This is a genomic window from Streptomyces sp. ISL-98 (genome assembly GCF_018614055.1).
GTDB classification, from domain to species: Bacteria; Actinomycetota; Actinomycetes; order Streptomycetales; family Streptomycetaceae; genus Streptomyces; species Streptomyces spiramyceticus.
The window spans coordinates 278,312-301,310 of the sequence record NZ_JAGGPB010000001.1; the positions used below are offsets into that span (position 1 = coordinate 278,312).

Genomic DNA, 22,999 nt, shown 5'->3' on the forward strand with positions numbered 1-22,999 from the left:
GGAGATGGAGACGGCACTCACCCGCCTTGTCGGCGTCAAATACCCCCTTGTCCAGACCGGTATGGGCTGGGTCGCGGGCCCCCGTCTCGTATCGGCGGCCGCCCGCGCGGGAGCCCTCGGAATCCTCGCCTCCGCGACGATGAGCACCGAGCAGTTACGCCGCGCCGTACGCGAGGTCAAGTCCCGTACGGACGCCCCTTTCGGGGTCAATCTGCGCGCCGATGCGGGGGATGCGCGAGAGCGTGTACGGATCGTCGTCGAGGAGGGCGTGAAGGTCGCCTCCTTCGCGCTCGCCCCGTCCAGAGACCTGATCGCGGAGCTCAAGGACTCGGGCGTCGTCGTCATCCCCTCCATCGGGGCACGCCGTCATGCCGAGAAGGTGGCGGACTGGGGCGCGGACGCGGTCATGGTCCAGGGCGGTGAGGGCGGCGGCCACACGGGCGAAGTCGCAACCACTGTGCTGCTCCCCCAGGTCGTCGACGCGGTGGGCATCCCTGTCATCGCTGCGGGCGGCTTCTACGACGGGCGGGGACTGGTCGCGGCGCTCGCGTACGGCGCGGCGGGCATCGGCATGGGGACCCGCTTCCTCCTTACGTCCGATTCGACTGTCCCGGACGCGGTGAAGGCGAAGTACCTGGCGGCGAGCGTCAAGGAGGTCACGGTCACCAGGGCCGTCGACGGCCTCCCGCACCGCATGCTCCGTACTGAACTCGTCGACTCCCTTGAGCGGGCGGGACGTACGAAGGCGCTGGTGCAGGCCGTGCGCCGGGCCGCCGGTTTCAAGAAGATCTCCGGCCTGAGCTGGGCCGGGATGGTCCGTGACGGCCTCGCCATGAAGCACGGCAAGGACCTCAGCTGGAGTCAGGTCCTGCTGGCCGCCAACACGCCGATGCTGCTCAAGGCGTCCATGGTCGACGGCCGCACCGACCTCGGGGTGATGGCGTCCGGCCAGGTGGCGGGGCTGATCGACGATCTGCCCTCCTGTGCGGAGCTGGTGGCACGGGTCATGGCCGAGGCGAACGAAACGCTCGAACGAATCCATGCGCTCGGCACCCTGCCGACACCAGGGTGATCCCCTTCTCCCTCACAGGAGTTGACCAGATGAGCCGTGCTCGAATCTGTCTGGCGACCGGAGTGGTCGTCTCGGCGCTCGCCGTCGGGGGCCTGCCTGCGGCAGCCCTGGCCGAGTCCCCGGCGAAGGCCACCGTTGCCGCTGCCGCCACCCATCCGTACCGTCACAGCGACAGCGTCCGTCAGATCCAGCTACAGGGGGCGACCAACGTCCGCGACCTGGGCGGCTATCGCACGTACGACGGGGACACTGTCCGCTACGGGCAGGTCTACCGCGCCGACGCGCTCGGCAAGCTCACGGACGCGGACGTCACCACGCTCGGCCGCCTCGGCCTCGGGAAGGTCATCGATTTCCGGGTCCCTGTGGAGGTGCAGTACGACGGCGCCGACCGCCTGCCGTCCGGTCTCACGGCGACGTCCCGTCCGGTCACCGACAACGGTCTGTACGCGCAGTTGTTGACCGCCATCGGCTCCAGGGATCCGGTCAAGCAGGAGGAGATGCTGGGCGGCGGCAAGGCGGAGGCCTTCATGAAGGACGTCTATCGGACGTTCGTCACGAACCCGGAGAACCGGGCCCGGTTCGCGGAGACTCTGCGCGACATCACAGACGGTGACCGGCGTTCGCCGCTGCTGTACCACTGCACGTCGGGCAAGGACCGTACCGGCTGGATGAGTTACGTCCTGCTGCGCGTGCTCGGCGTCCCTTCGCGCACGGCCGAGAGCGACTACTTGGCGTCCAACGACTACAGGGCGGCGTACGACGCCAAGGTCCGGGCGGGCCTGAAGCAGTCCGGGCTGATGCAGAACCCGGACCTGCTGATCCCGCTCCAGGAGGTCCGTACGGACTACCTGGGTGCGGCGCTGGCCGAGATGGAGAAGGACTACGGCAGCCTCCACGGCTACCTCAGGGAGGGCCTGGGCCTGGACTACAGGACGCTGGCGAAGCTCCGGGGGAGGCTGGTGGGGTCGTAGGGGTGCGGGGCTGGTGCCTGCGGCGCTTTCCCTTCCCGCCCTTCCCGCTGTGACATTTCGCGGCTGCCGCCGCGTGGGGGGGGCGCCCCAGACCCCGCTCCTCAAACGCCGGAGAGGCTGAACATTCAGCCCGTCCGGCGATTGAGGACACTGCCCCAGGCTTCGTCCGGGGGGACCCCGAAGGGCGTCCGGGGGGGCTGGGGGCTTGCCCCCAGTTACGGGAAGGGGCGGGTAGGGGAAACAAGCCCCACAGCGCTACGCCGCAGCGCTACGGCTTCCGCCCTGCGCACCGTTCCCAGAGCGGCCACCCCGCCCACGGCCACGGCTGCCCGGCGCACGCTCGCCCTGGCTACGACCGCCACCCTGCGCGCGAACGCCGCCCGACGCACGGCCGCCGGCCTGGGCACGCTCGCCCGACGCACGGCCACCGCCCTGCGCACGCTCACCCTGCGTACGACCACCAGCCTGCGCACGCTCACCCTGACCGCGACCGCCGCCGCCCTGGGCACGCTCGCCCTGGCCACGACCGCCCGTCTGGGCGCGCTCGCCCTGAGTACGGCCACCGCGCCCACCACCCTGCGCCGCCCGGCGCTTCGGCTTTGCGGAAGCCTGCTGCTGCTGCGGGACCTCGATCACGACGGCGACCCCCGAAGGCTCGCGTGCTCCGGTGATCCGGGTCAGTTCGTCGTCGCTCGACTTGACCCTAGCGGTCTGCGGGACGATGCCCGCGTCCGACATCAAGCGGGTCATCTCCCGCTTCTCGTCGGGCAGTACGAGCGTGACCACGCTGCCGGACTCACCCGCACGGGCGGTACGGCCGCCACGGTGCAGGTAATCCTTGTGGTCGGTCGGCGGGTCGACGTTGACGACGAGATCGAGGGAGTCGACGTGAATGCCGCGGGCCGCGACATTGGTGGCCACCAGCGCGGTGATCTGCCCGGTCTTGAACTGGTCGAGCGTACGGTTGCGCTGCGGCTGCGAACGGCCGCCGTGCAGCGCCGCCGCGTGCACACCGCTGGCCAGCAGCCGCTTGGCGAACCGGTCCGCCGCGCGCTTGGTGTCCACGAAGAGGATCACCCGGCCCTCGCGAGCCGCGATGCGCGTGGCGACGGCCTTCTTGTCGGTCTCGTCGGCGACGTACAGCACGTGGTGTTCCATCGTGGTCACCGCACCGGCCGACGGGTCGACGGAGTGGACCACGGGGTCGGTCAGGAACATCCGGACGAGCCGGTCGACGTTACGGTCCAGGGTCGCCGAGAACAGCATCCGCTGCCCGTCCGGCTCGACCTGCTTGAGCAGCGCTGTGACCTGGGGAAGGAAGCCCATGTCGGCCATCTGGTCGGCCTCGTCGAGGACGGTGATCGACACCTGGCCGAGGTCGCAGTCGCCGCGCTCGATGAGGTCCTTGAGGCGGCCGGGAGTGGCCACGAGGACCTCGGCGCCACGGCGCAGCGTGTTCGACTGCTTGGTGATCGACAGGCCGCCGACGACGGTGGCGAGACGCAGGTTCACGGCCGTCGCGTACGGCGTGAGGGCGTCGGTCACCTGCTGCGCGAGCTCGCGCGTGGGTACGAGGACCAGCGCGAGCGGCATGCGCGGCTCGGAGCGCCGGCCGGCGGTACGCGCCAGCAGTGCGAGACCGAAGGCAAGGGTCTTACCGGATCCGGTACGCCCGCGGCCGAGTATGTCGCGGCCCGCGAGCGAGTTCGGCAGGGTCGCGCCCTGAATGGGGAAGGGCTCCGTCACACCCTGTGCCGCCAGCGTCTTGAGCAGAGCTGCGGGCATGTCGAGATCGGCGAAGCTCTCGACGGCCGGCAGCGCCGGGGTAATGGTCTCCGGCATCGCGAATTCACCCTGCACAGGCGTGGCCCGGCGGCCATTGCCCTTTGCGGGGGCTTTGCCGCGGGCCTGCGACTGGGACTGTGCGGAGCGATTGCGGACGGGACGTGCTGAGCGGGCGGCGGCGGGGCGTTCGGAGCGGGTCATTCGGGTTTGCCTTCCTGAGGACAAGCACAAGCCGGGGCCCGCACCTTCACGGTGCGGGCCCCGGCCGGCGAGGTATCGCGTCGGCTGATTAGGCCGGGACGATGTTCTCCGCCTGCGGGCCCTTCTGGCCCTGCGTGACGTCGAAGGAGACCTTCTGGCCCTCCTGGAGCTCACGGAAGCCCTGGGTGGCAATGTTCGAGTAGTGGGCGAAGACGTCAGCGCCGCCACCGTCCTGCTCGATGAAGCCGAAGCCCTTTTCCGAGTTGAACCACTTCACGGTTCCAGTAGCCATGTCATTCTCCTAAAAAACTGGGGCAGATCCGGAAATCCGCACTGTACGGATTCCACGTCGCCGCAATGAGCCCCATCCGGAGAACCGGAAAACAAAATGCGCCTGAGGAAGCATTCCCGTCAGGCGCACATAATGTTTATGGGTACCAAAACTGCAACTCGCCTACTCTAACACGATGGCGCCGAAGCGCCAGCCCTTCGCGGCAGGAAGATCGTGGCCTGCGCGGGGCGTTCATGCGCGCGCCACTTCCCGTTCCCGGCGATTCCGAATTCATGGCATGGACACCGCAAGTGCGCGCTACAGCCGCTCGATGATCGTGACGTTCGCCTGGCCGCCGCCCTCGCACATCGTCTGGAGGCCGAACCGGCCCCCCGTCCGCTCCAGCTCGTGCAGCAGCGTCGTCATCAGCTTCACGCCGGTCGCACCCAGCGGGTGTCCGAGAGCGATGGCGCCGCCGTTGACGTTGACGCGGTCCGGGTCCGCGCCCGTTTCCTTCAGCCATGCGAGTACCACCGGGGCGAACGCCTCGTTGATCTCGACCAGGTCGATGTCGCCGATCGACATGCCGGCCTTCTTCAGTGCGTACGCCGTCGCAGGAATGGGGGCGGACAGCATCCGGATCGGGTCCTCGCCCCGTACCGACAGGTGGTGGATGCGGGCGCGCGGCGTCAATCCGTGCTCGGCAACGGCCCGTTCGGACGCGATCAGCATCGCCGCGGCGCCGTCCGAGACCTGTGAGGAGCAGGCGGCGGTGATCGTGCCGCCCTCCATGACCGGCTTGAGGGCCTCCATCTTCTCCAGGGTCGTGTCGCGGCGCGGGCCCTCGTCCGCCCTCACGTCGCCGTACGCGACGGTCTCGCGCTCGAAGCGGCCCTCGTCGATCGCGCGGATCGCCCGCTGGTGGGAGCGGAGTGCGAACTCCTCCATGTCGCGGCGCGAGATCCCCCACTTCTCGGCGATCAGCTGCGCGCCGTGGAACTGGTTCACGGGTGCGTCGCCGTATCGCGCACGCCAGCCCTCGGAGCCGAGGAACGGGCCGTCCGTGAGGCCCAGTGGCTCCGCCGCCTGCCTGGACGCGAAGGCGATCGGGACCTGCGTCATGTTCTGCGTACCGCCCGCGACCACCAGGTCCTGCGTGCCGGACAGGACGCCCTGTGCCGCGAAGTGCACGGCCTGCTGGGAGGAGCCGCACTGCCGGTCGATCGTGACCCCGGGCACCTCCTCGGGGAGCCCGGCGGCCAGCCACGCCGTACGGGCGATGTCACCGGCTTGCGGGCCCACTGTGTCGAGGCAGCCGAAGACGACGTCCTCGACGGCAGAGGGGTCGATACCGGAGCGGGACACGAGGGCCTTCAGTACGTGGGCCCCGAGGTCCGCCGGGTGGACGGCTGCGAGGCCTCCCTTCCGGCAGCCGACAGGGGTCCGTACCGCTTCGACTATGTAGGCCTCGGGCATAGCTGCTGCTCCTTGTACGTCCTTATAGGGATGGGGTTACGTACGTACGGCGATACCGTCCAGGACCATCGACAGGTACTGGCGGGCGATTTCCTCCGGGCTGTGCCGGCCGCCGGGCCGGTACCACGACGCGGCGACCCAGACGGTGTCGCGGACGAAGCGGTACGTGAGCCGGACGTCGAGGTCGGCGCGGAAGACGCTGGCGGCGACGCCGCGTTCCAGCGTCCCGAGCCACGCCTTTTCGAACTTCTGCTGCGAGTCGGTGAGGTAGTGGAAACGGGGCTGTGAGGACAGGTGCCCGGACTCCTTCTGGTAGATCGCGACGGCGGCACGGTGCCGGTCGATCTCCCGGAAGGATTCGGTGACGAGCGCCTCGATGGTCTCCCTCGGCCCGAGTCCGGCGGCGAGCACGGCGTCGTAGCCGTCCCACAGCTCGGTCAGGAAGGTCGAGAGGATCTCGTCGAGCATCGATTCCTTGGAATCGAAGTGGTAGTAGAGGCTGCCCGCGAGCATCCCCGCCGCGTCCGCGATCTTGCGGACGGTGGTGGCGTTGTAGCCCTGTGCGGCGAATACCTCGGCTGCGGTGCCGAGGAGTTCGCGGCGGCGCTCGGGCGAGGCGGTCACCTGGGTCTTCTTCTTGTTAGGCACCTTGCCATTGTCCGCCCGGGCACTAGGCGCGCTGGCTGCTGATGGAGACGGTTTCGCCGGTCATGTACGACGAGTAGTCGCTGGCGAGGAAGACGATGACGTTGGCGACCTCCCACGGCTCGGCGTAGCGCCCGAAGGCCTCCTTGGCGGTGAGCTCCTCCAGGAGTCCGGCGGAGGTCACCTTCGCGAGGTGCGGGTGCATGGCGAGGCTGGGGGCGACGGCGTTGACCCGCACGCCGTACTGCGCCGCCTCGACCGCCGCGCACCGGGTGAGCGCCATGACGCCGGCCTTGGCGGCGGCGTAGTGGGCCTGGCCGGCCTGTGCGCGCCAGCCGACGACGGAGGCGTTGTTGACAATCAGCCCGCCCGCGGCCGCCGCCTTCATGGAGCGCAGGGCCGCCCTTGTGCAGCGGAAGGTGCCGTTCAGGGTCACGTCGAGGACTTTCGACCACTGCTCGTCGGTCATGTCGACCAGCTCTGCCGTGCCGCCGAGTCCGGCGTTGTTGACGACGATGTCCAGGCCGCCGCGGGTGTCCTCGGTAAGCGCGAACAGGGCCTGGACCTGCGATTCGTCGGTGACGTCGCAGGGCAGGGAGGCGACGCGGTCGGCGCCGAATTCGTCGGCCAGGGCCGCCGCGCTCTCCTTGAGACGGCGGGCGTGCGCGTCGCTGATGACGACGGACGCGCCTTCTTCGAGGAACTTGCGGGCGGTGGCCCCGCCTATCCCGGCGCCTGCCGCTGCGGTGATGACGGCGCTGCGGCCGGTGAGCAGGCCGTGGCCTGGCACGTAGTGGGGAGCGTTCACGCCCGTACCTCCTTCGGAGACGGGATGTACGTTAACCTACCAAACACTTGTTAGGGAAGGATGGACGCCATGAAGAAGGCGAGCCCGTAATGGACTTGGACCACACCGGCGAAGAGGAAGCCTTCCGGGCAGAGGCGCGGGCCTGGCTCGCCGCACATGTGCCCGCCGATCCGCTCCCCTCCCTGGAGACCGAGGAGGGTTTCGCGGCGCACAGGGAGTGGGAGGCGCGGCTGCACAGCGACCGGTGGTCGGTCGTCTCCTGGCCCGAGGAGTACGGCGGGCGGGGCGCCGACATCTTCAAGTGGCTGATCTTCGAGGAGGAGTACTACGCCGCCGGGGCGCCGGGCCGGGTGAGCCAGAACGGCATCAACCTCCTCGCGCCCACCCTCTTCGACCACGCGACGGACGAGCAGCGCGCCCGCGTGCTGCCGCCGATGGCCAGCGGTGAGGTCATCTGGGCGCAGGCCTGGTCCGAACCCGAGGCGGGCTCGGACCTCGCCTCGCTGCGCTCGACGGCCGTGCGCACAGAGGGCGGCTGGCTGCTGTCCGGCCAGAAGACATGGTCGTCGCGGGCCGCCTTCGCCGACCGCGCGTTCGGGATCTTCCGTACCGAGCAGGGGACGGCGAAGCCGCATCACGGCCTGACGTATCTGATGTTCGACCTGTCGGCGCCCGGCGTGACGGTACGGCCCATCGGGCGTCTCGACGGGAAGCCGGCCTTCGCCGAGCTCTTCCTCGACCAGGTCTTCGTCCCGGACGCGGATGTCATCGGGGAGCCCGGGGCGGGCTGGAAGGTCGCCATGTCGACAGCGGGCAACGAGCGCGGACTGACCCTCCGCTCCCCCGGCCGCTTCCTGGCCGCCGCCGGCCGACTGACGGACTTGTGGCGTGCCCATGCAGACTCCGGCGATACGGCGCTGCGCGACCGGGTGGCGGACGCGGTGATCGGGGCGCGCGCGTACCAGCTCTTCACGTACGGCAATGCCTCGCGCTTCGCGGCGGGGGCGAGCATCGGCGCCGAGTCCAGCCTCAACAAGGTCTTCTGGTCCGACTACGACATCGCCCTCCACGAGACGGCGCTCGACCTGCTGGGCGCGGACGCGGAACTGGCGCAGAGCGAGTGGGCGGAGGGCTACGTCTTCTCCCTCGCCGGGCCCATCTACGCGGGCACCAATGAAATCCAGCGCGACATCATCGCCGAGCGGCTGCTCGGCCTGCCGAAGGGACGCCGCTGATGCGCTTCCTCCTCGACGACGAGCAGCGGGACTTCGCGCGCTCGCTCAGCGCGATGCTGACGGCGGCGGACACTCCGTCGGTGGTACGGGCGTGGGCGGCTGGTGACCACGGGCCCGGGCGGGCGCTGTGGTCGAAGCTGGCGGATGCGGGGGTTTTCGCGCTGGCGGTTCCGGAGGCATACGAGGGGGTGGGCCCGGGCGGGCCGTTGCCGGTGGAACTGGCCGTTGCCTTCGTGGAGTTGGGGCGGCACGCGGTGCCGGGTCCGGTGGTCGAGACGGTAGCTGCGGCCGTGCTGCTGGCGGGGGCGCCGTCGCTCGCCAAGGAGTGGCTGCCGCGGATCGCCGCCGGTGAGGCTCTGGTGTCCCTGGCGGACGCCACGCATGCGCCTGCGTCCTACGCGCTGGATGCGGACGCCGCCGATGCGGTGCTGGTGCTGCGGCCGACGGCGTCCCCTTGTGCGTTGCGAGTGGCGCCGCCCGGGCACGGCCTTCTGCACCCCTCTGCCGATCCGGCGCGGCGCCTCTTCCGGCCGCTGGACGGTGGGGAGGAGGTGACCGTCACAGTGGGGGCGGTGGGGGCGGCGCGCGACTGGGCGGCGTTCCTCACGGCTGCGCAGGCGATCGGGACCGGGGACGCGCTGCTGGCGCAGACGGTGGCGTACGTCAAGCAGCGCGCGCAGTTCGGTGCCGCGATCGGTTCCTTCCAGGCGGTCAAGCACCGGCTGGCGGACACCCTGACCGGCCTCGAATTCGCCCGCCCGCTGCTGTACGGGGCTGCGCTCTCGATGGCTCCCGGCGACATCGCGGCGGCAAAGGTGACGGCGGGCGAGGCGGCGTACGCGGCCGCCCGTACGGCACTTCAACTGCACGGCGCGGTGGGCTACACGGAGGAGCTCGACCTGTCACTGTGGCTACGGAAGGCGCGGCCGTTGCGGGATGCGTGGGGGAGGCCGTCGGAGTGCCGGGCGAGGGTGCTGGCTGCGTAGCGCGGGCGGGTGATGGGTGTGGGTGCGGAACACGGATAAGGTCCCGCGCATGATCGCCGAATTGCAGTGCGTCGTGCTGGACTGCGAAGACCCGCTCCGCCTCGCCCACTTCTACGAGTCGCTTCTCGGCGGCACGGTCAATCAGCCGGACCGCCGCTGGGGCATCGACGACAACTGGTCCACGCTTCACACCCCCACCGGCCTCGTGCTCGCCTTCCAGCGCGTGCCCGACTACCGCCCGCCCAATTGGCCGGACCCGGCCGACCCGCAGCAGTTCCATCTGGACTTCGGCGTGCCGGACCTCGACTCGGCCCACGCCCAGGTGATGCGGCTGGGCGCGAGGCTGCTGCTCGACGACGGTGGAGGCGCCCGCAGTTGGCGGATCTACGCGGACCTCGCGGGGCACCCCTTCTGTCTCGTACGCCACTGAGCAGCGACACCAACACCCGTAGGCCAACACCTGTTGACAACGCCGAGTGGTCGGCTCTACATTTGCCTACATGCGTTGACCAACAGTCGTTGGCACCAGGAGGTCGCCATGAACGGCAAGACCGGTACCACTCAGCACACCGCCACCGTCATCGTCGTCGGCTCCGGCCCCACCGGGCTGCTGCTCGCCGGGGATCTCGCCGCCGCCGGCGTCTCCGTCACCGTGGTCGAGAAGCGCCCGCAGGGCATCAGCAACCTGACCCGCGCCTTCGGCGTGCACGCCCGCACTCTGGAGCAGCTCGACGCCCGGGGGCTCGCCGACGAGCTGATCGACACCGGTCAGAAGATCACCGGGGTCCGGCTGTTCGCCGCGCTCTCGCTGGACATCTCCCACATGCCGTCGCGCTTTCCGTTCGTACTGATCACTCCTCAGTACGAGGTGGAGAAGCTGCTGTTGCAGCGTGCCGAGAAGAACGGCATCCGTTTCGTGTACGGAGCGGAGGTCACCGGTGTCGCGCAGGCCGACGAGGGGGTCACCCTGAAGGTCCGCCACGAGGACGGCGCCGCCGACACCCTGCGCGCTGCCTACGTGGTCGGCGCCGACGGCGTGCGCAGCACCGTGCGTAAGGCCCTGGGGCTGCCGTTCCCCGGGCAGTCCGTCATCAAGTCGATCGTCCTGGCCGATGTGAAGCTGACCCAGGAGCCGGAGCGCACGGTCGCGGTCAACGGTGTGGGGAACGCCTTCGGCTTCATCATCCCGTTCGGGGACGGCTACTGGCGCGTCGGCGGCTGGGACCGCACTCGTGCCGAAGTGGCCGACAGCGAGCCCGTAGAGCTGGAGGAGCTGCGCGAGATCGCCGAGCGGGCCTTCGGCTCAGACTTCGGTATGCACGACGCCCGTTGGATGTCCCGCTTCCACAGCGACGAGCGCCAGGTGCCCGACTACCGGGTCGGCCGTGTTCTGCTCGCGGGCGACGCCGCGCACACCCACTCCCCGGCCGGCGGCCAGGGCATGAACACCGGACTCCAGGACGCCGCCAACCTCGGCTGGAAGCTGGCAGCGGTCGTCAACGGTCAGGCGTCAGAAGGCCTGTTGGATACGTACAACGCGGAGCGGCATCCGGTCGGGCGGGCCGTCCTGCGCAGCAGCGGCGCGATCATCCGGCTCTCCATGGCACACAATGTGGCGCAGCGGGGTCTGCGCGCCGTGCTGGCGTTCGCCGCCGGGCATCTGCGGCCCGTGACCCGCAAGGCCATCGGCCAGATCACCGGTATCGGCTACGCCTATGGGGCGCCGCGCGGCTCCCACCCCCTGACCGGCAAGCGCGTGCCCGATGTCGAGCTCAAGGACGGGCGGCTGTACGAGGAGCTGCGCGCGGGCAAGTTCGTACTCATCACGCCGCGCGGCACGTCCGTCGACCACGATGAGGACCGCCTCACCGTGGCCGAGTGGGCGAGCGACCGCCGTACGACCCTCCTCGTGCGCCCCGACGGTTACGCGGCCTGGGCCTCCGAGTCCTCGGGCGACGGGCCCGTATCCGCGAGGATCGCGGCCGGCCAGATGCAGGTCTCCTGGACGTCCGCGATGCGCTCGTCGATACCGCGCGGCTGATCACGCGAGTGGCCGCTCATGCCCACCTCATCCGTACAGCGTCCGGAGGGGAACTATGTTGCGCTCGAAGTCGCCCTTACCGACGGGGAGTTCACGCGCCTGCCTCAAGCAGTGTGACGACCGCCGTCTGTCCCTCGGCGAGCAGAGCGACGGGCGACCGGACCACCGCCGCGTCGTACCGGCCGAGGGTTACGCCGTCGAAAGACGCGGTTCCGTCCAGGGCGACGATCACCACTGTTCCGCCGGGCGGAACCGTGACGGCCGACTCGCCCCGTACGACGGCGACGGTGGTGGACGTACGGTCCCTGCGGTACATGACGTTGAAGTTCACGACCCGACCGCCGAGCAGCCGGCAGTGTGTGGCGACATCCCCGGGGAAGTGCTGGGGGACGCAGCACGTGTCGACGAGCCGCCGCTCGCCGCCCACCGTGAGGTCCATCCCGGCGCCCTCGGCCATGGTCAGGATCCGGTCCACCCCGGGAAACGCGGAGAACGGCCCGTCCGCCGCGACCTCCGCGAGGCTGATGCGCCACGCGAAGTCGGCCATCCCGGCGTCCTGGGGCCAGGCTGCGATCTCCCGGGTGATCCCGCCGCCGTTCTTCCACGGCACGGCCTCCCGCGAGGCCGCCCGCAGTACGCGGACGCTCATCGCACGATGCCCTGTGCTCGCGCGGCCGCCAGCCAGGACGGGAACTCCCGGACGAGCCGGTCGTACAGTTCGGCGTCCGGGACCTGCCGCGGATCGGGGCCGGCATGGAAGTAGCCGGCGTTGTCTACGGGGCGCTTGGCGGGTACGGCGAGTTCGTCGAGCTTGCGCAGGAAGTTGAACTGCGAGCTACGGGTGTTGCCGAAGCCGACGAACTGCCAGAACAGCGGCAGTTTGGCGGCCTTGCAGATGTACCGCTCCGCCGCCAGCTTGTTGATGGGGCCGCCGTCGGTCTGGAAGACGACGAGTGCGGGGTGCTGCGAGCCGCTGTCGAGGTAGTGGTCGATGACCGCGTCCATGGCGAGGTGGTAGCTGGTCTTGCCCATGTGTCCGAGCCCGGCGACGATCCTGTCGATCCGGCCCGAGTGGTTCTCCAGCGCGATGTCGGCGACGGCGTCGACCTCTGTGGAGAAGAAGACGACGGGGACGGAACCGTCGTCGTCGAGATGCGCGGAGAGGCCGAGCACCTGGTCGGCGAGGGCCTGGACACTGCCGTCCTTGTAGTAGTCGCGCATGGATCCCGAGTAGTCCAGCACCAGATAGACCGCGGCACGCTGCCCGTTCAGCCCGTGCTTGCTCAGCGAGACACCGGCGCTCTTGTAGAGGCTGACGAGCGCCGGAGCGGTCTCCTCCACCTTGCGGAGGTCGATGGGCATGGGGACTCCTGGTCGGGTGCGTACGCCGTCGGGTTGCCGAGGTTACGTGATCAGGCGCACGGGGCTACGGCCATCGGCGGTAGAGCTCGCGGACCACTGGGCACGGTCAATCCCACACAGGCGTGCGGGGGCACCGTCCGCCGGCCGGGCGGGACGGTCGTCCCGCACTTCAGGGTCCTGGAGGCCGAATGAAGATTTCGCTGGACGGCAAGGTCGTCGTCATCACGGGCGCGGGGCGCGGCCAGGGCGCGGCTGAAGCCCGGCTCTTCGCCGAGGCCGGCGCGTGCGTCGTGGTTACGGACGTACGGGTGGAGGAGGGCCGGGAGGTCGCCGAATCGCTGGGCTCGCAAGGCTTGTTCGTACGTCATGACGTCTCGGCGCAGGAGAGCTGGACGGAGACGGTGGCTGCCGCCCTCGCCGCGTACGGCCGGATCGACGCGCTGGTCAACAACGCCGCGCTCTGGCGCACGGCGTCGGTCGAGGACGAGACCCTGGAGAATTTCGAGGCGCTTGTACGGGTCAACCTCCTCGGCCCCTTCCTCGGTATACAGGCCGTGGTGCCCGCGATGAAGGAGGCGGGCGGCGGCTCGATCGTCAACGTCTCGTCGACGGCCGGCCTGGTTGGCATCCCGGGGCACGCGGCGTACGGGTCGACGAAGTTCGGGCTGCGGGGGCTCACCCGCTCCTCCGCGCTCGACCTCGCGCGCCACAGGATCCGGGTCAACTCCGTGCACCCGGGGGCGATCGACACCCCGATGGTCTCGGCGGTCGCGGGCCGGGACTGGTCGCACCTGCCACTGGGGAGGATGGGCCGCCCGGAGGAGGTCGGCGAGGTCGTGCTCTTCCTCGCCTCGGACGCGTCCTCGTACATCACCGGCACGGAGATCACGGTCGACGGCGGGTCCACGACGGGGTGAGAGCGGCGCTCGAAACCATGTCGGCTGTTCTGTCGGCGGCGAAGACGGCGGTGATGGCGGCGGTGATGGCGGCGGTGATGGCGGCGGTGATGGCGGCGGTGGCCTGACGCGTCGGGGCGACGCGTCGGGGTGGCTGCCCTGCGGGGATTCCCCCGACCCGCCCCCTCCCGGCGGTGACAGGTGCGGCTCCGCCGGGAGGGCAAGCCCCCAGCCCCCGGACGCCCTTGGGGTCCCCCCGGACGAAGTCTGGGGAAGTGTCCTCACCCGCCGGACGGGCTGACGGTGTCCGGCCTACTCCGCCTGCACCTGGAATGCCGGCAGCTCGAAGATTCGCTGTTTGCCCTCGTCGTCCATCAGTTCCACCAGTGGCAGCACCAGCCCCCACAGGTCCCGCTTGTCCACCTCCCGTGCCAGCGCGTCCAGTTCGGCCTCCCCGAGCCCGGCCGCCGCGTCCGCGACCGTCTTGCGGGAGTCCGTCGGCAGCACCTCCACCAGTGGCAGGAACTCCGCCCAGAGCCCGGTCGCCACCACCGCCCGTACGACCCCTTCGAGTACTCCCGCCGAGCGCAGTGACGGCAGCCCGGCGACCGCTCGGCGCTCCTCGTGGCCGAGCAGCGCCACCAGCGGCAGTAGCGACTCCCACAGGTCCTGCTCCGCCACGACCCGTACGAGCGCGTCGAGCCGTTCCTGCGGCTGCGCCGCCGCGAGGGAGGCGATACGGGCGCGCTGCTCGTCCGGGACCATCCCTGCGATGGCCAGCGCCTCGGGCCACAGCCCGTCGGCCGCCGCTCCGACGACCGAGGCGAGCCGGTCTTCCCCCATCAACTCGATTACCTGGCCGAGTCGTTCGGGCATGTCGATGGCGAAGCCGGTGCGCAGCACCACGTCGTCGGCGATCTGCGGGATGATCCGTTCCAGTGCGGAGTCGCGCAGATGCCCGACGAACCGCCCCATCGTCAGATGGTCGCCGCGTTCCGCGAGCGCGACGGCGATCCGTACGAGCAGATTCTCGTCGAGCCGGTCGACGATCCCCGCGATCCTCCGGGGATCGAGGTGGGGGCAGGACTCGGCGGTGAACGAAACCGGCAGCTTCTCGATGATGTCGGCGGCCCGCGCAGGTTCCAGCTTGCCGGCGACCGCGGCGGCGAGCCGCGGCCCCAGCGCCTTCTGCGAAATCGCCGCGGCCACCCCGGCCGGGACCAGCTTGGTGGCCCTGGCAATCCGGTCGAGCATCTCGGGCGTGCCGTCGAAGAGCGCGGCGGTGGCCTGTTCGCGCAGGCGGCGTACGTCTTCGGCGGGCAGAGTGTGCAGGAAGGCGAGGCGTTCGCGGGCCTCGGAGGACCCGGGGGACTTGGGGGCCTCGGAGGACCCGGGGGACCCAGGGGACCCGGGACCGTCGCGGTCCTCGCCCAGCAGTGCGGCGATCTTCTCGGTCTCGGCCCTGTTGCGGAGCTTGTCCATGTCGGGGATCACCGGCTCACTTGAAGAGGATGCGGCGTACGGGACCACGGGCGAGGGCGGGGACCAGTTTGAGGGCCTCCTCCGCCGCGACGCCGAGCCCGGACGCCCGGCGCTCGCGCTCGCGGCGCAGCGCGTCGGCGAGGAGGGCGAGCTGTCCGTCCTCCAGCCGGCCGATGCTCGGCGGCGGCTGTGCGCCGCCCAGCTCCGTACTCAGTCGCGTCAGCGCTTCGGTGCTGCTCATGCTCACGGCCCTTCCGATGACGGTGGATGTTCCTACGCCGGTCCCGTCCCGACCCTGTCCCGACCCTGAAGCCGAATTGACTTTTAGTCAATAGTTGGCGCTTGACCTCAACTCCGCTTGAGGTACGAGGCTTTGGCCATGAAACCGATATGCGTCCCCCGCCCCCTTGTGACCTTGCTGATCGTCCTGCTCGGCTACCTCACCCTCCCCATGGCAATGTCCGGCACGACGATCGCCCTCCCGGAGATCGGCCGGGACCTCAATGCCTCCGGTGCGTCCCTCCAGTGGGTCGTCACCGGCTACTTCCTCACCGCCTCCGCCTTCATGCTCGTCGCGGGCTCGCTCGGCGACCTGTTCGGCCGACGGAAGGTGTACGCGACCGGAGCCGCCGTATACACAGCCGGCACCCTCGTCGCCTCCACCGCCCAGAGCATCCTGGTCCTGGACGCGGCCCGCACCCTCGCGGGTCTGGGCGCCGCAGGCGTGATGGCGGGCGGTGGCGCGATCCTCGCGTCGACCTTCGAAGGAGCCGCCCGTACCAGGGTGTTCGCGACGGTCGGTACGGTCGCGGGCATCGGCATCGCGGCCGGACCGACGGTCTCCGGCGCGGTCGTCGGGGCCTTCGGCTGGCGGACGACGTTCCTCCTCTTCGGGGTCGCCGGAATCGTCATCCTGTCGGCGACCCTCTTCATGACCGAATCCAGGGCGGCGGCCCGGCCCAGGGTCGACGTACCCGGCGCGGTCACCTTCATCGCCGGGCTCGCGATGGTCATGTTCGCCATCACCCAGGGCGGTCGGGCGGGCTGGGGCAGCGCCCGCGTTCTTGTCCCGCTGGCCGCCGGCTTCGCGCTGCTCGCCCTGTTCGTGGCGATCGAGCGGCGCAGCGACCACCCGATGCTGGACCTCGCCCTGGTGCGCAACCGGCGCTTCATGGGCTGGATCGTCGGTGCGACGGCCATCGCGATCGGCTCGTCCGGCGTCATGGTCTTCTTCCCCACCTATCTTCAGGGAGCGAACAGCCTCTCCGCCGGTGACGCGGGTCTGGTCATGCTGATGCTGACCGCCCCCATCTTCGTCGTCCCCCAGATCGGCGGCCGCCTGGTCACCCGGGGCCTCCCGGCCCGCCACATCGTGGCCGCGGCCCTGCTGCTGTCAGCCGCGGGCAACGCCTGGCTGGCCCTCACTCTGCGCCCGGGCATGGGCGCCGCCGGGCTCGCCGTACCGCTGATCCTGATCGGCACGGCGAGCGGCCTGACCCTCGGGCTTGTCGACGCCCAGGCCATGAGCATGGTCGACCAGGAGCACGTGGGCATGGCTTCGGGCCTGCTGAACACGATCCGGGCCGGTTCCAACTCCCTGATGCTCGCCGTCTTCGGCGCCGCCCTGATCACCCTGGTCCAGTCCCGCGTGGGCGACGCCGCCGTCGCGGCGGACGTGGCGGCGGGCAACCTGGCCGGCCCCCGGCAGGCCGAGCTGGCCGGGCAGTTCACGTACGCCTGGCAGTTCGCCCTGACGGTCGCGGCGGTGGCTATGACGGCGGCGGCGGTCCTGGTCCACCGCATGCTGACCCCGCCGAACGAGCGGCGTACGGACCGGATCGAGCCGAAGCGCACGGTCCCGGAGCCCGTCCGACGCGAGACGCCCTACAGCTCCTCCCCCAGCGGCAGCCGGTGAACCCCCGGAAGGTACTCGTCGAGCTCGCCGGGCACGAACCGCGACATCCCCACGACATGCCAGAACTCACCGGCCACATCGCCCTCGTACTTGTAGCCGCCGGCCGGCGTCAGGGCCGCCCACCCGCCCGGTACGCCGATCAGCGTCGCCCGCAGCGAGGGCTGCCCGTCGGTCGGGAAGTTCCAGAGCCGCACGGTGCCGTCCTCGCTGCCGCTGGCCAGGGCCGTACCGTCCGGGCTGAATGCGACCGACAGGATCCGGCCCGCGTGCCCGGTCAGTTCGGCGATCTGCTCGCCGGTGTCGGCATTCCACAGCCCGATCGTGCGGTCGTCACCGGCCGCCGCCAGCAACGGACGGCTCGGATGGGCGGCGACCGTCCACAGCCTGCCGCCGCGCCCGCGCAGTCGCAGGCACGGGTCGTTGTCCCGCCAGACGATGGCCGTACCGTCCCAGCTCGCACTGGCCAGCCACTGGCTCCCCGGCCCGAAGGCCACCCCGTACACCCGGTCGTCATGGGCGTCGAGTTCCGCGACGAGGCCGCCGGAGCGGGCGTCCCACAGCCGTACGCGGCTGTCGTCGCACCCGGTCGCGAGGACATCGCTGTCGGACCTGAAGGTGATGGAGCGGACCCTGCCGCGGTGCTGGTCCAGGTTGGCCACCTGCGCGCCCGTGGTGCGGTACCAGAGGCGGACGGTGTCGTCGTCGTTGGCCGTGGCGAGCAGTTGACCGTCGCCGCTGAACGCCTCGGCCCAGATGTGCTCGGTCTCGATGTCGAGCTCTCTCAGGTACTGGCCGCCGGCCGGGTTCCAGAGGTAGATGTCACCGTCGTTGCTGGCGGTCCCGAGGACCGGTTCGACGGGGCTGAACGCCACGGAGACGAGCCGGTTGCCCCGTCCGATCAGCTCCTCGGTACGCCGTCCGGTGCGCGTCTCCCACAGCCGTACGACACCGTCGTTGCCGCAGGTGGCAAGGTGGGCGCCGTCGGCGCTGAAGGCCAGGTCGCTGACCCGGCGTCCGTGGCCACGCAGGATGCGCTTGCCCTGGCCGGTGGCCGCCTCCCAGATCTGCGCGCCTCCGTCGTTCCCGACGGTGAGCAGCTGGCTGTCCTGCGGCCGGAAGGCCAGGGCCCATGCGGAGCCCCGGTGTTCGGCGGGCTGCTGGCCGTGGAGGGTCACCGTGTGTCCGTGCCGCTGGGTGGTGACGTTCCACAGCCGGACCGTGCCGTCGCTGTCGCAGGCCGCGAGGAGCTTGCCGCCGTGCCCGAAGAGGACGTGGTAAACGGCTCCTGTGCACCGCTCCAGGATCCCCGCCTGCGTGCCCACCACCGGGTCCCACAGCCGCACTTGTCCGTCGGTGTCGCCGCTGGCCAGGAGGTTGCCGTCGGGGTGGAAATCGAGGGCGTACACACGTCCGGTGTGGCCGGTGAACTCGTGCAGCAGCCGCGGCCTGCCCGACCCGTCCGCCCTGCCCGACCCGTCCACCCCGTCCGCCGTCCAGATCCGTACGGCTCCGCCCTGCCCCTCCGCGCCCTGGTCGGCGGTGGCGAACACCGTGCCGTCCGGGCTGAACCTGACGCGGTAGACGGCCCCTTGATGGCCGCCGAGTTCCCCTGTGCAGTGTCCGGTACGGATGTCCCACAGCCGTACGTCGGCAGCCGCGTCGCCGGTGATCAGGGTGCGGCCGTCCGGGCTGAAGACCGCGCTGTAGACGGGGGCGGTGTGGCCCGGAAGGCGGTGTACGGGTTCCCCCGTGGCCACGTCCCAGAGCGTGACCAGGCCTTCGCCGTCCCCAGTGGCGAGCAGCGTGCCGTCGCCGTCGAGCGCGACCGGCCACACCCCGTCGGGGTGGACCTCCAGCCGGTGCCGGCACTCCCCGGACACCGGATCCCACAGCCGTACGGTGCCGTCGGAGCCTCCGGTGGCGATAACGTCGGCGCCGAACTTGACGGCGTACACCCGCCCTTGGTGCCCCTGGAGGGTGCGCAGCGCCCTGCCCGTGTCCGCGGCGCAGATCAGAATGCCGCCGTCCTCGCTCCCGACCGCGAGGAGCTCCCCCTCGGGGCTGTACGCGATGGGTTCGGGGAGTCTGCTGGTGCGCATGTCGAAGCCGTACGGAACACCGACGGACGAGGGCCGGAATCCCGCGTCCACCGCCATGCCGGGCGCGATGGCGGCGGTGCGCAGCTCGGGGGCAGACCGCACGGCCGCGTCCGTGAGCGAGTCGATGAGGGCGGCCCGGTGCCAGCGGCTTCCCACGAGCCGCGCACCGCGCAGATCAGCCCGGGTCAGGTGCGCTCTGCGCAGGTCGGCTCCAGTGAAGTCGGCCCGGTTGAGGTCCGCGCCGTCGAGCCGGGCGCCGACGAGACGGGCGTTCCTGAGGACGGCGCCGGAGAGATTCGTGCCGATGAGCCGGGCGTCGGTCAGGTCGGCGCCGGTGAGGTCGACGCCGGAGAAGTCGCGGTAAGAGAGGTCCTCCCCGGCCAGCCGGGCTCCGCGCAGGTCCGCATTGGCGGGCACCCGGAGCCGGTCGCTGATCCGTACGGCGTTCGCGCGCGCCGCGTCGTTCGCCCCCCGACCGGAGGGTCCGGAGGGTCCGGAGGAGCCCAGGACGTCGTAGACCCAGCGGACGCACAGCTCGTGGTCGGCGAGGTCGCAGAAGAACCCCACCGCCAGCTGGCTCAGCGGGCGCGCGAAAAGCAGTCCGTACCGCCCCCTGGCGAGCTCTCGGGCGGCTTCCTTGGCGACCAGCCACTCCACGATGGAGCCGTGGACGAACTGGAAGAGACCGTCGTCGTTGCGCACCAGCAGACTGCCGGCGCCGACCGCCTGCGCCGACTCCTGCGTGGACAGCGTGCTTTCGGCAAGCTCACTGAGGGTGTCGGCCACCGTCTCGGTGAGCTCGTCGAGCCGCAGCGCACTGTGGCCGCTCTCCCACAGCCGCTGGGCCAGCGCGGTCACCGACGACCACAGCTCGGCGAGGGTCAGGCCGGGCGGTGCGCCGGGCCCGCCCTGCCCACGGCGCTCCTCGTGGGTGAGCCAGGAGGTCAACACGTCCTCGTAGATCCGGGCGGGGCTCAGGGCCCGTCCCGCGCCGGCGACCGCTCGCAGCTGGTCCTGGCTGAGATCGGCGATGAAGGAGAGCAGCCGGGGGTTGCGGCACAGCGTGAGCAGGTCGGGGATGTTACGCAGCAGCTGGAATCTCTGGTCGGCGATGTTCTCGTCGCCGTAGCTGTTGACCAGATACGACCGGATCTGCACGGGAGTGAAGCCTTCGACGGACACGATCCTGCGCTGCGGGAGCAGTCCGACGCGCTCGCCGAGAGCGGTGAGGATCTGCTCGTGGGATTTGAAGTGCTGGGTGCGGCTGCTCACCAGGATCTTGGCGTTGTCGACGGACGCGTCGAGAAGCACCTGCAGATGGTCGGCCGCGCGGTCGTAACTGACGCGGTTGACCAGCTCGTCGAAGCCGTCGAAGAGCAGGACGACTCTGCCCTGGGCCAGCATGTAGCGCAGGGCGCGCAGGTCTATGGTGTCGACCTCGTGGCCCGCCAGGTGGGCGGCGACCAGGCCCTCCAGGCTGTGCGCCCGGTCGAGGGTGCGGAGCGGGATGAACAACGGCGTGAGATGCGGCAGCTGTTCGGGGATACGGCGGGCCAGCTCGCGCAGGGCGAACGTCTTGCCGTGCCCGAACTCGCCGAGGAGCAGGACGAAGCGGCCGTGGTCGGCCTCCAGCAGCTCCAGCAGCTCCTCTACCAGGCCGTTGCGTTCCTCTCCGTCGGGGCGGTCGGCGTCGCGGTACCGCTGGGGGAGATAGAGGCCCGGGGCGTACTGGTCACTGCTCTGCAAGCGGGCGGTCTGGGCGGACACGTAACCGCGCAGGTCGAGCAGGCCTTGGAATTCGAGGAAGCTGCGCACCCTGATTCCCCGGCGCACCGCGCGCTCCCGCAGTCCGCTCCGGGGCGCGGGCCCGTCGTACACCAACTCGGCCTCGGATCCCGGGTCATGGGCGTGGACGTGAGTGATGAAGCGGTCGAGTTCCTCCTCGGTGGGCGTGCCGGGGCGGACCGCGATGCGTTGCTGGCGCACCACGCCGTCCTCCCGCCAGGTGGCCATCAGCTGGGCCATGTCATCGGGTGTACGCCGTGGGATGTCGCGCAGCCGGACGCCTTCTCTGCGGGCCTGGCAGACCTCCTTGACTCGCTCGACGAGCAGGTCAACGGGCTCGTCGGCCGTAGACCTGTCGTGCGGCGCCTCCGTGGAGGGGAAGGCGGTCCTGGCCGGTTCGGGGAAGACGCGTCGGGTCCGGCTCCACGTACCGGGGAAGGTTTCCGGCCCCTTCGCGCCCCGGTCGCTCCAGCGGGTGACGCCGTCGGCGGTGACCTGGAGCAGCTCGAACCTGGCGGGCGCCGCGGCGCCGAACAACGGCAGGTCACCGGTGGCGGTGGAAAGCCGGGCGTGGGTCGGGTCGTCGGCGGTGCTGCGGGGCCCGCCCGCCGGGCCGTGCAGCAGCATGTGCAGCCGGGGGGCGGCGAGCCGCTCCAGCGTGTCGGCGTCCCGCAGCACCCCGGGGCCGCCGACGGCGTCGCCGGGGCGGCGGCGTTCGGTGAACGGGTGGCGGACGATGCCGATGCGCAGCCAGCCCTCCTCCTCGTACGGCCGCAGGGCCTCCGCGAACCAGGCCGCCTGGTCGCGTCCGACGAAGCCGTACTGGTCCTCCAGGCGGTGGCTGTAGGCGACGGAGAAGTTGAACCCGGCGACGACCGTGCTCAGTTCGGGCACGGGAAAGAGGGTCCAGGGCTGATCGCTGTCGAAGACGGTGTCGAGGCCGTGGTAGAGGTCGCGGAAGAGCCGTGTGTAGTGGCGCCACTTGGGCCAGTACGGCGGCTGTGGCGCGACCTCGTCCGCCTCGCAGGTGCTGAAGTACGCGCGGCAGGCGGCCAGGCTCACGTCCTGCGCGCCGGGCACGACCATGACGCGCTGCGGCGGAAGGTCGAGCTGGGACCGTACGGCGGTGAGGAAGCTGAGGGCCTGGTCGCACTCGCGCGGGCTGCCGGATGCGGTGAGGTCGCCGGTCACCACCAGCAGGTCGGGGGTGGGCGCACCGGCGTTCCTCAGCTCGACGAAGTCCCCCCTGAGCTGCCGGCTCAGGGTGTCCGGCTCGCGTCCGCGCCCGAAGTCCGGACCGGCCAGGTGCAGGACGGTCACCGCGTCCTTGGCGCTGCCGCCGGTGGAGTCCGGCGGGTAGAGGGGCGCCCGTACGGGCCGTCGCCGCCCTGCCCAGCCGGCGCCGCCGATCCTGCTCGGCCCCTGCTGTACGGGAAAGGGCGTCTGGCCGGCGCCGCCGCGCGATCCCAGGGTGCTCCCCGGGTAGCCGGGCCGCCTGTCCGGGCGCGCATGCCCGTCCAGGGCCTGGCCGACCCGGGTGAGCAGCATGCCGCGGGCGGCGTCGTGGTCCGCTACGCCGACGAGGTCGACGTACGTGATCGTGGCGAGCAGGCCTTCGACGGGGATGTCGTCCACGCGGACCGTCAGGAGGCGTCGCTCGGGCGATTCGGGGGAGGCGCGCAGAGCGGCCTGCCACTCCATGCGTCCGTAGGTGGAGCGCTCATAATGGCGGCTGAGCACCGCGATGACGGCGGCCGATTCGCTCACTCCACGGTCCATGAAGTCAATGAAGTTGGTGCCAGGAACGAAGTCCCACGCCTGGACCACGGTGCGATATCCGGCCTCCTCCAGGGTCCAGGCAATCCACGACGCCCATTGCTCGTCGGCCGGTGAGTAGCTGATGAAGAAGTCCAACTCGCCTGCTTGACCGCTCAGTTCCCCGTCCGTCAACATGACGACCATCGTAGGA

General features: G+C 70.6%; 18 protein-coding genes. 8 read left to right on the forward strand and 10 right to left on the reverse strand.

What is annotated here, in order from left to right:
* Window positions 1-4 precede the first annotated feature (4 nt).
* Together J7I98_RS01290 and J7I98_RS01295 are read left to right on the forward strand one after the other, a co-directional pair.
* Window positions 5-1,072 carry a nitronate monooxygenase family protein gene (locus J7I98_RS01290; RefSeq protein WP_214915631.1) on the forward strand — a complete coding sequence of 356 codons (1,068 nt, stop codon included), beginning with the start codon at window positions 5-7 and terminating at the stop codon, window positions 1,070-1,072.
* A gap of 29 nt (window positions 1,073-1,101) precedes the next feature.
* Entirely contained in the window at window positions 1,102-2,043 is a 942-nt protein-coding gene (locus J7I98_RS01295; protein ID WP_214914739.1) for a tyrosine-protein phosphatase, read from the forward strand.
* Between the two features lie 255 nt (window positions 2,044-2,298).
* On the opposite strand, the gene J7I98_RS01300 is transcribed toward J7I98_RS01295, so the two are convergent.
* From J7I98_RS01300 to J7I98_RS01320, 5 genes are all read right to left on the reverse strand, one after another.
* A complete protein-coding gene (locus tag J7I98_RS01300; protein WP_214914742.1) occupies window positions 2,299-4,029 on the reverse strand; it encodes a DEAD/DEAH box helicase in 1,731 nt (576 codons plus the stop codon).
* Window positions 4,030-4,117: 88 nt separating this feature from the next.
* Window positions 4,118-4,321 (reverse strand): cold-shock protein, encoded by a 204-nt coding sequence (locus tag J7I98_RS01305; protein WP_015607926.1) that lies wholly within the window; start codon window positions 4,319-4,321, stop codon window positions 4,118-4,120.
* Between the two features lie 297 nt (window positions 4,322-4,618).
* A complete protein-coding gene (locus tag J7I98_RS01310; RefSeq protein WP_214914745.1) occupies window positions 4,619-5,776 on the reverse strand; it encodes an acetyl-CoA C-acetyltransferase in 1,158 nt (385 codons plus the stop codon).
* Window positions 5,777-5,812: 36 nt separating this feature from the next.
* The gene (locus J7I98_RS01315; RefSeq protein ID WP_214914748.1) at window positions 5,813-6,424 is read right to left on the reverse strand and encodes a TetR/AcrR family transcriptional regulator; all 612 of its coding nucleotides are present in this window, start codon (window positions 6,422-6,424) and stop codon (window positions 5,813-5,815) included.
* 22 nt (window positions 6,425-6,446) lie between these two features.
* Window positions 6,447-7,229, reverse strand: a complete 783-nt coding sequence (locus J7I98_RS01320; RefSeq protein ID WP_214914751.1) for an SDR family oxidoreductase — start codon at window positions 7,227-7,229, stop codon at window positions 6,447-6,449.
* 89 nt (window positions 7,230-7,318) lie between these two features.
* Here J7I98_RS01320 and J7I98_RS01325 point away from each other — a divergent pair, with 89 nt between their 5' ends.
* The 4 genes from J7I98_RS01325 to J7I98_RS01340 all read left to right on the forward strand — a co-directional run bounded on the left by J7I98_RS01325 (window position 7,319) and on the right by J7I98_RS01340 (window position 11,491).
* Window positions 7,319-8,464 carry an acyl-CoA dehydrogenase family protein gene (locus J7I98_RS01325; RefSeq protein ID WP_214914754.1) on the forward strand — a complete coding sequence of 382 codons (1,146 nt, stop codon included), beginning with the start codon at window positions 7,319-7,321 and terminating at the stop codon, window positions 8,462-8,464.
* The gene (locus J7I98_RS01330) at window positions 8,464-9,450 is read left to right on the forward strand and encodes an acyl-CoA dehydrogenase family protein (protein WP_214914757.1); all 987 of its coding nucleotides are present in this window, start codon (window positions 8,464-8,466) and stop codon (window positions 9,448-9,450) included. The genes J7I98_RS01325 and J7I98_RS01330 overlap by 1 nt, the downstream gene beginning before the upstream one ends.
* Window positions 9,451-9,499: 49 nt before the next feature.
* The gene (locus J7I98_RS01335) at window positions 9,500-9,880 is read left to right on the forward strand and encodes a VOC family protein (protein WP_214914760.1); all 381 of its coding nucleotides are present in this window, start codon (window positions 9,500-9,502) and stop codon (window positions 9,878-9,880) included.
* A 108-nt stretch (window positions 9,881-9,988) separates the two neighbouring features.
* Entirely contained in the window at window positions 9,989-11,491 is a 1,503-nt protein-coding gene (locus tag J7I98_RS01340; RefSeq protein WP_214914764.1) for an FAD-dependent oxidoreductase, read from the forward strand.
* A gap of 91 nt (window positions 11,492-11,582) precedes the next feature.
* On the opposite strand, the gene J7I98_RS01345 is transcribed toward J7I98_RS01340, so the two are convergent.
* Both J7I98_RS01345 and J7I98_RS01350 read right to left on the reverse strand, forming a co-directional pair.
* Window positions 11,583-12,140: a HutD family protein gene (locus tag J7I98_RS01345; RefSeq protein WP_214914767.1), complete on the reverse strand. Its 558-nt coding sequence runs from the start codon at window positions 12,138-12,140 to the stop codon at window positions 11,583-11,585.
* Complete coding sequence (locus tag J7I98_RS01350) at window positions 12,137-12,853, reverse strand: VWA domain-containing protein (protein ID WP_214914770.1); 717 nt, start codon at window positions 12,851-12,853, stop codon at window positions 12,137-12,139. Before J7I98_RS01350 ends, J7I98_RS01345 begins: the two co-directional genes overlap by 4 nt.
* A gap of 188 nt (window positions 12,854-13,041) precedes the next feature.
* On the opposite strand from J7I98_RS01350, the gene J7I98_RS01355 reads away from it, so the two are divergent.
* Window positions 13,042-13,770: an SDR family NAD(P)-dependent oxidoreductase gene (locus tag J7I98_RS01355; RefSeq protein ID WP_214914773.1), complete on the forward strand. Its 729-nt coding sequence runs from the start codon at window positions 13,042-13,044 to the stop codon at window positions 13,768-13,770.
* A 291-nt stretch (window positions 13,771-14,061) separates the two neighbouring features.
* Here J7I98_RS01355 and J7I98_RS01360 read toward each other — a convergent pair whose 3' ends face one another.
* Both J7I98_RS01360 and J7I98_RS01365 read right to left on the reverse strand, forming a co-directional pair.
* The gene (locus tag J7I98_RS01360; RefSeq protein WP_308377649.1) at window positions 14,062-15,243 is read right to left on the reverse strand and encodes a hypothetical protein; all 1,182 of its coding nucleotides are present in this window, start codon (window positions 15,241-15,243) and stop codon (window positions 14,062-14,064) included.
* Between the two features lie 4 nt (window positions 15,244-15,247).
* Window positions 15,248-15,472: a hypothetical protein gene (locus J7I98_RS01365; RefSeq protein ID WP_214914775.1), complete on the reverse strand. Its 225-nt coding sequence runs from the start codon at window positions 15,470-15,472 to the stop codon at window positions 15,248-15,250.
* Window positions 15,473-15,610: 138 nt separating this feature from the next.
* Here J7I98_RS01365 and J7I98_RS01370 point away from each other — a divergent pair, with 138 nt between their 5' ends.
* Window positions 15,611-17,146 (forward strand): MFS transporter, encoded by a 1,536-nt coding sequence (locus J7I98_RS01370; protein WP_214914778.1) that lies wholly within the window; start codon window positions 15,611-15,613, stop codon window positions 17,144-17,146.
* On the opposite strand, the gene J7I98_RS01375 is transcribed toward J7I98_RS01370, so the two are convergent.
* Window positions 17,116-22,983 carry a TIR domain-containing protein gene (locus J7I98_RS01375; RefSeq protein ID WP_214914780.1) on the reverse strand — a complete coding sequence of 1,956 codons (5,868 nt, stop codon included), beginning with the start codon at window positions 22,981-22,983 and terminating at the stop codon, window positions 17,116-17,118. The two genes, J7I98_RS01370 and J7I98_RS01375, sit on opposite strands and share 31 nt — an antisense overlap.
* Window positions 22,984-22,999 lie beyond the last annotated feature (16 nt).

Coding starts and splice junctions, on each gene's coding strand:
- J7I98_RS01345 (WP_214914767.1), bottom strand. CDS start 12,140: ATGAGCGTCCGCGTACTGCGGGCGGCCTCGCGGGAGGCCGTGCCGTGG.
- J7I98_RS01290 (WP_214915631.1), top strand. CDS start 5: ATGGAGACGGCACTCACCCGCCTTGTCGGCGTCAAATACCCCCTTGTC.
- J7I98_RS01350 (WP_214914770.1), bottom strand. CDS start 12,853: ATGCCCATCGACCTCCGCAAGGTGGAGGAGACCGCTCCGGCGCTCGTC.
- J7I98_RS01335 (WP_214914760.1), top strand. CDS start 9,500: ATGATCGCCGAATTGCAGTGCGTCGTGCTGGACTGCGAAGACCCGCTC.
- J7I98_RS01325 (WP_214914754.1), top strand. CDS start 7,319: ATGGACTTGGACCACACCGGCGAAGAGGAAGCCTTCCGGGCAGAGGCG.
- J7I98_RS01295 (WP_214914739.1), top strand. CDS start 1,102: ATGAGCCGTGCTCGAATCTGTCTGGCGACCGGAGTGGTCGTCTCGGCG.
- J7I98_RS01370 (WP_214914778.1), top strand. CDS start 15,611: ATGAAACCGATATGCGTCCCCCGCCCCCTTGTGACCTTGCTGATCGTC.
- J7I98_RS01305 (WP_015607926.1), bottom strand. CDS start 4,321: ATGGCTACTGGAACCGTGAAGTGGTTCAACTCGGAAAAGGGCTTCGGC.
- J7I98_RS01310 (WP_214914745.1), bottom strand. CDS start 5,776: ATGCCCGAGGCCTACATAGTCGAAGCGGTACGGACCCCTGTCGGCTGC.
- J7I98_RS01375 (WP_214914780.1), bottom strand. CDS start 22,983: ATGTTGACGGACGGGGAACTGAGCGGTCAAGCAGGCGAGTTGGACTTC.
- J7I98_RS01355 (WP_214914773.1), top strand. CDS start 13,042: ATGAAGATTTCGCTGGACGGCAAGGTCGTCGTCATCACGGGCGCGGGG.
- J7I98_RS01300 (WP_214914742.1), bottom strand. CDS start 4,029: ATGACCCGCTCCGAACGCCCCGCCGCCGCCCGCTCAGCACGTCCCGTC.
- J7I98_RS01365 (WP_214914775.1), bottom strand. CDS start 15,472: ATGAGCAGCACCGAAGCGCTGACGCGACTGAGTACGGAGCTGGGCGGC.
- J7I98_RS01340 (WP_214914764.1), top strand. CDS start 9,989: ATGAACGGCAAGACCGGTACCACTCAGCACACCGCCACCGTCATCGTC.
- J7I98_RS01330 (WP_214914757.1), top strand. CDS start 8,464: ATGCGCTTCCTCCTCGACGACGAGCAGCGGGACTTCGCGCGCTCGCTC.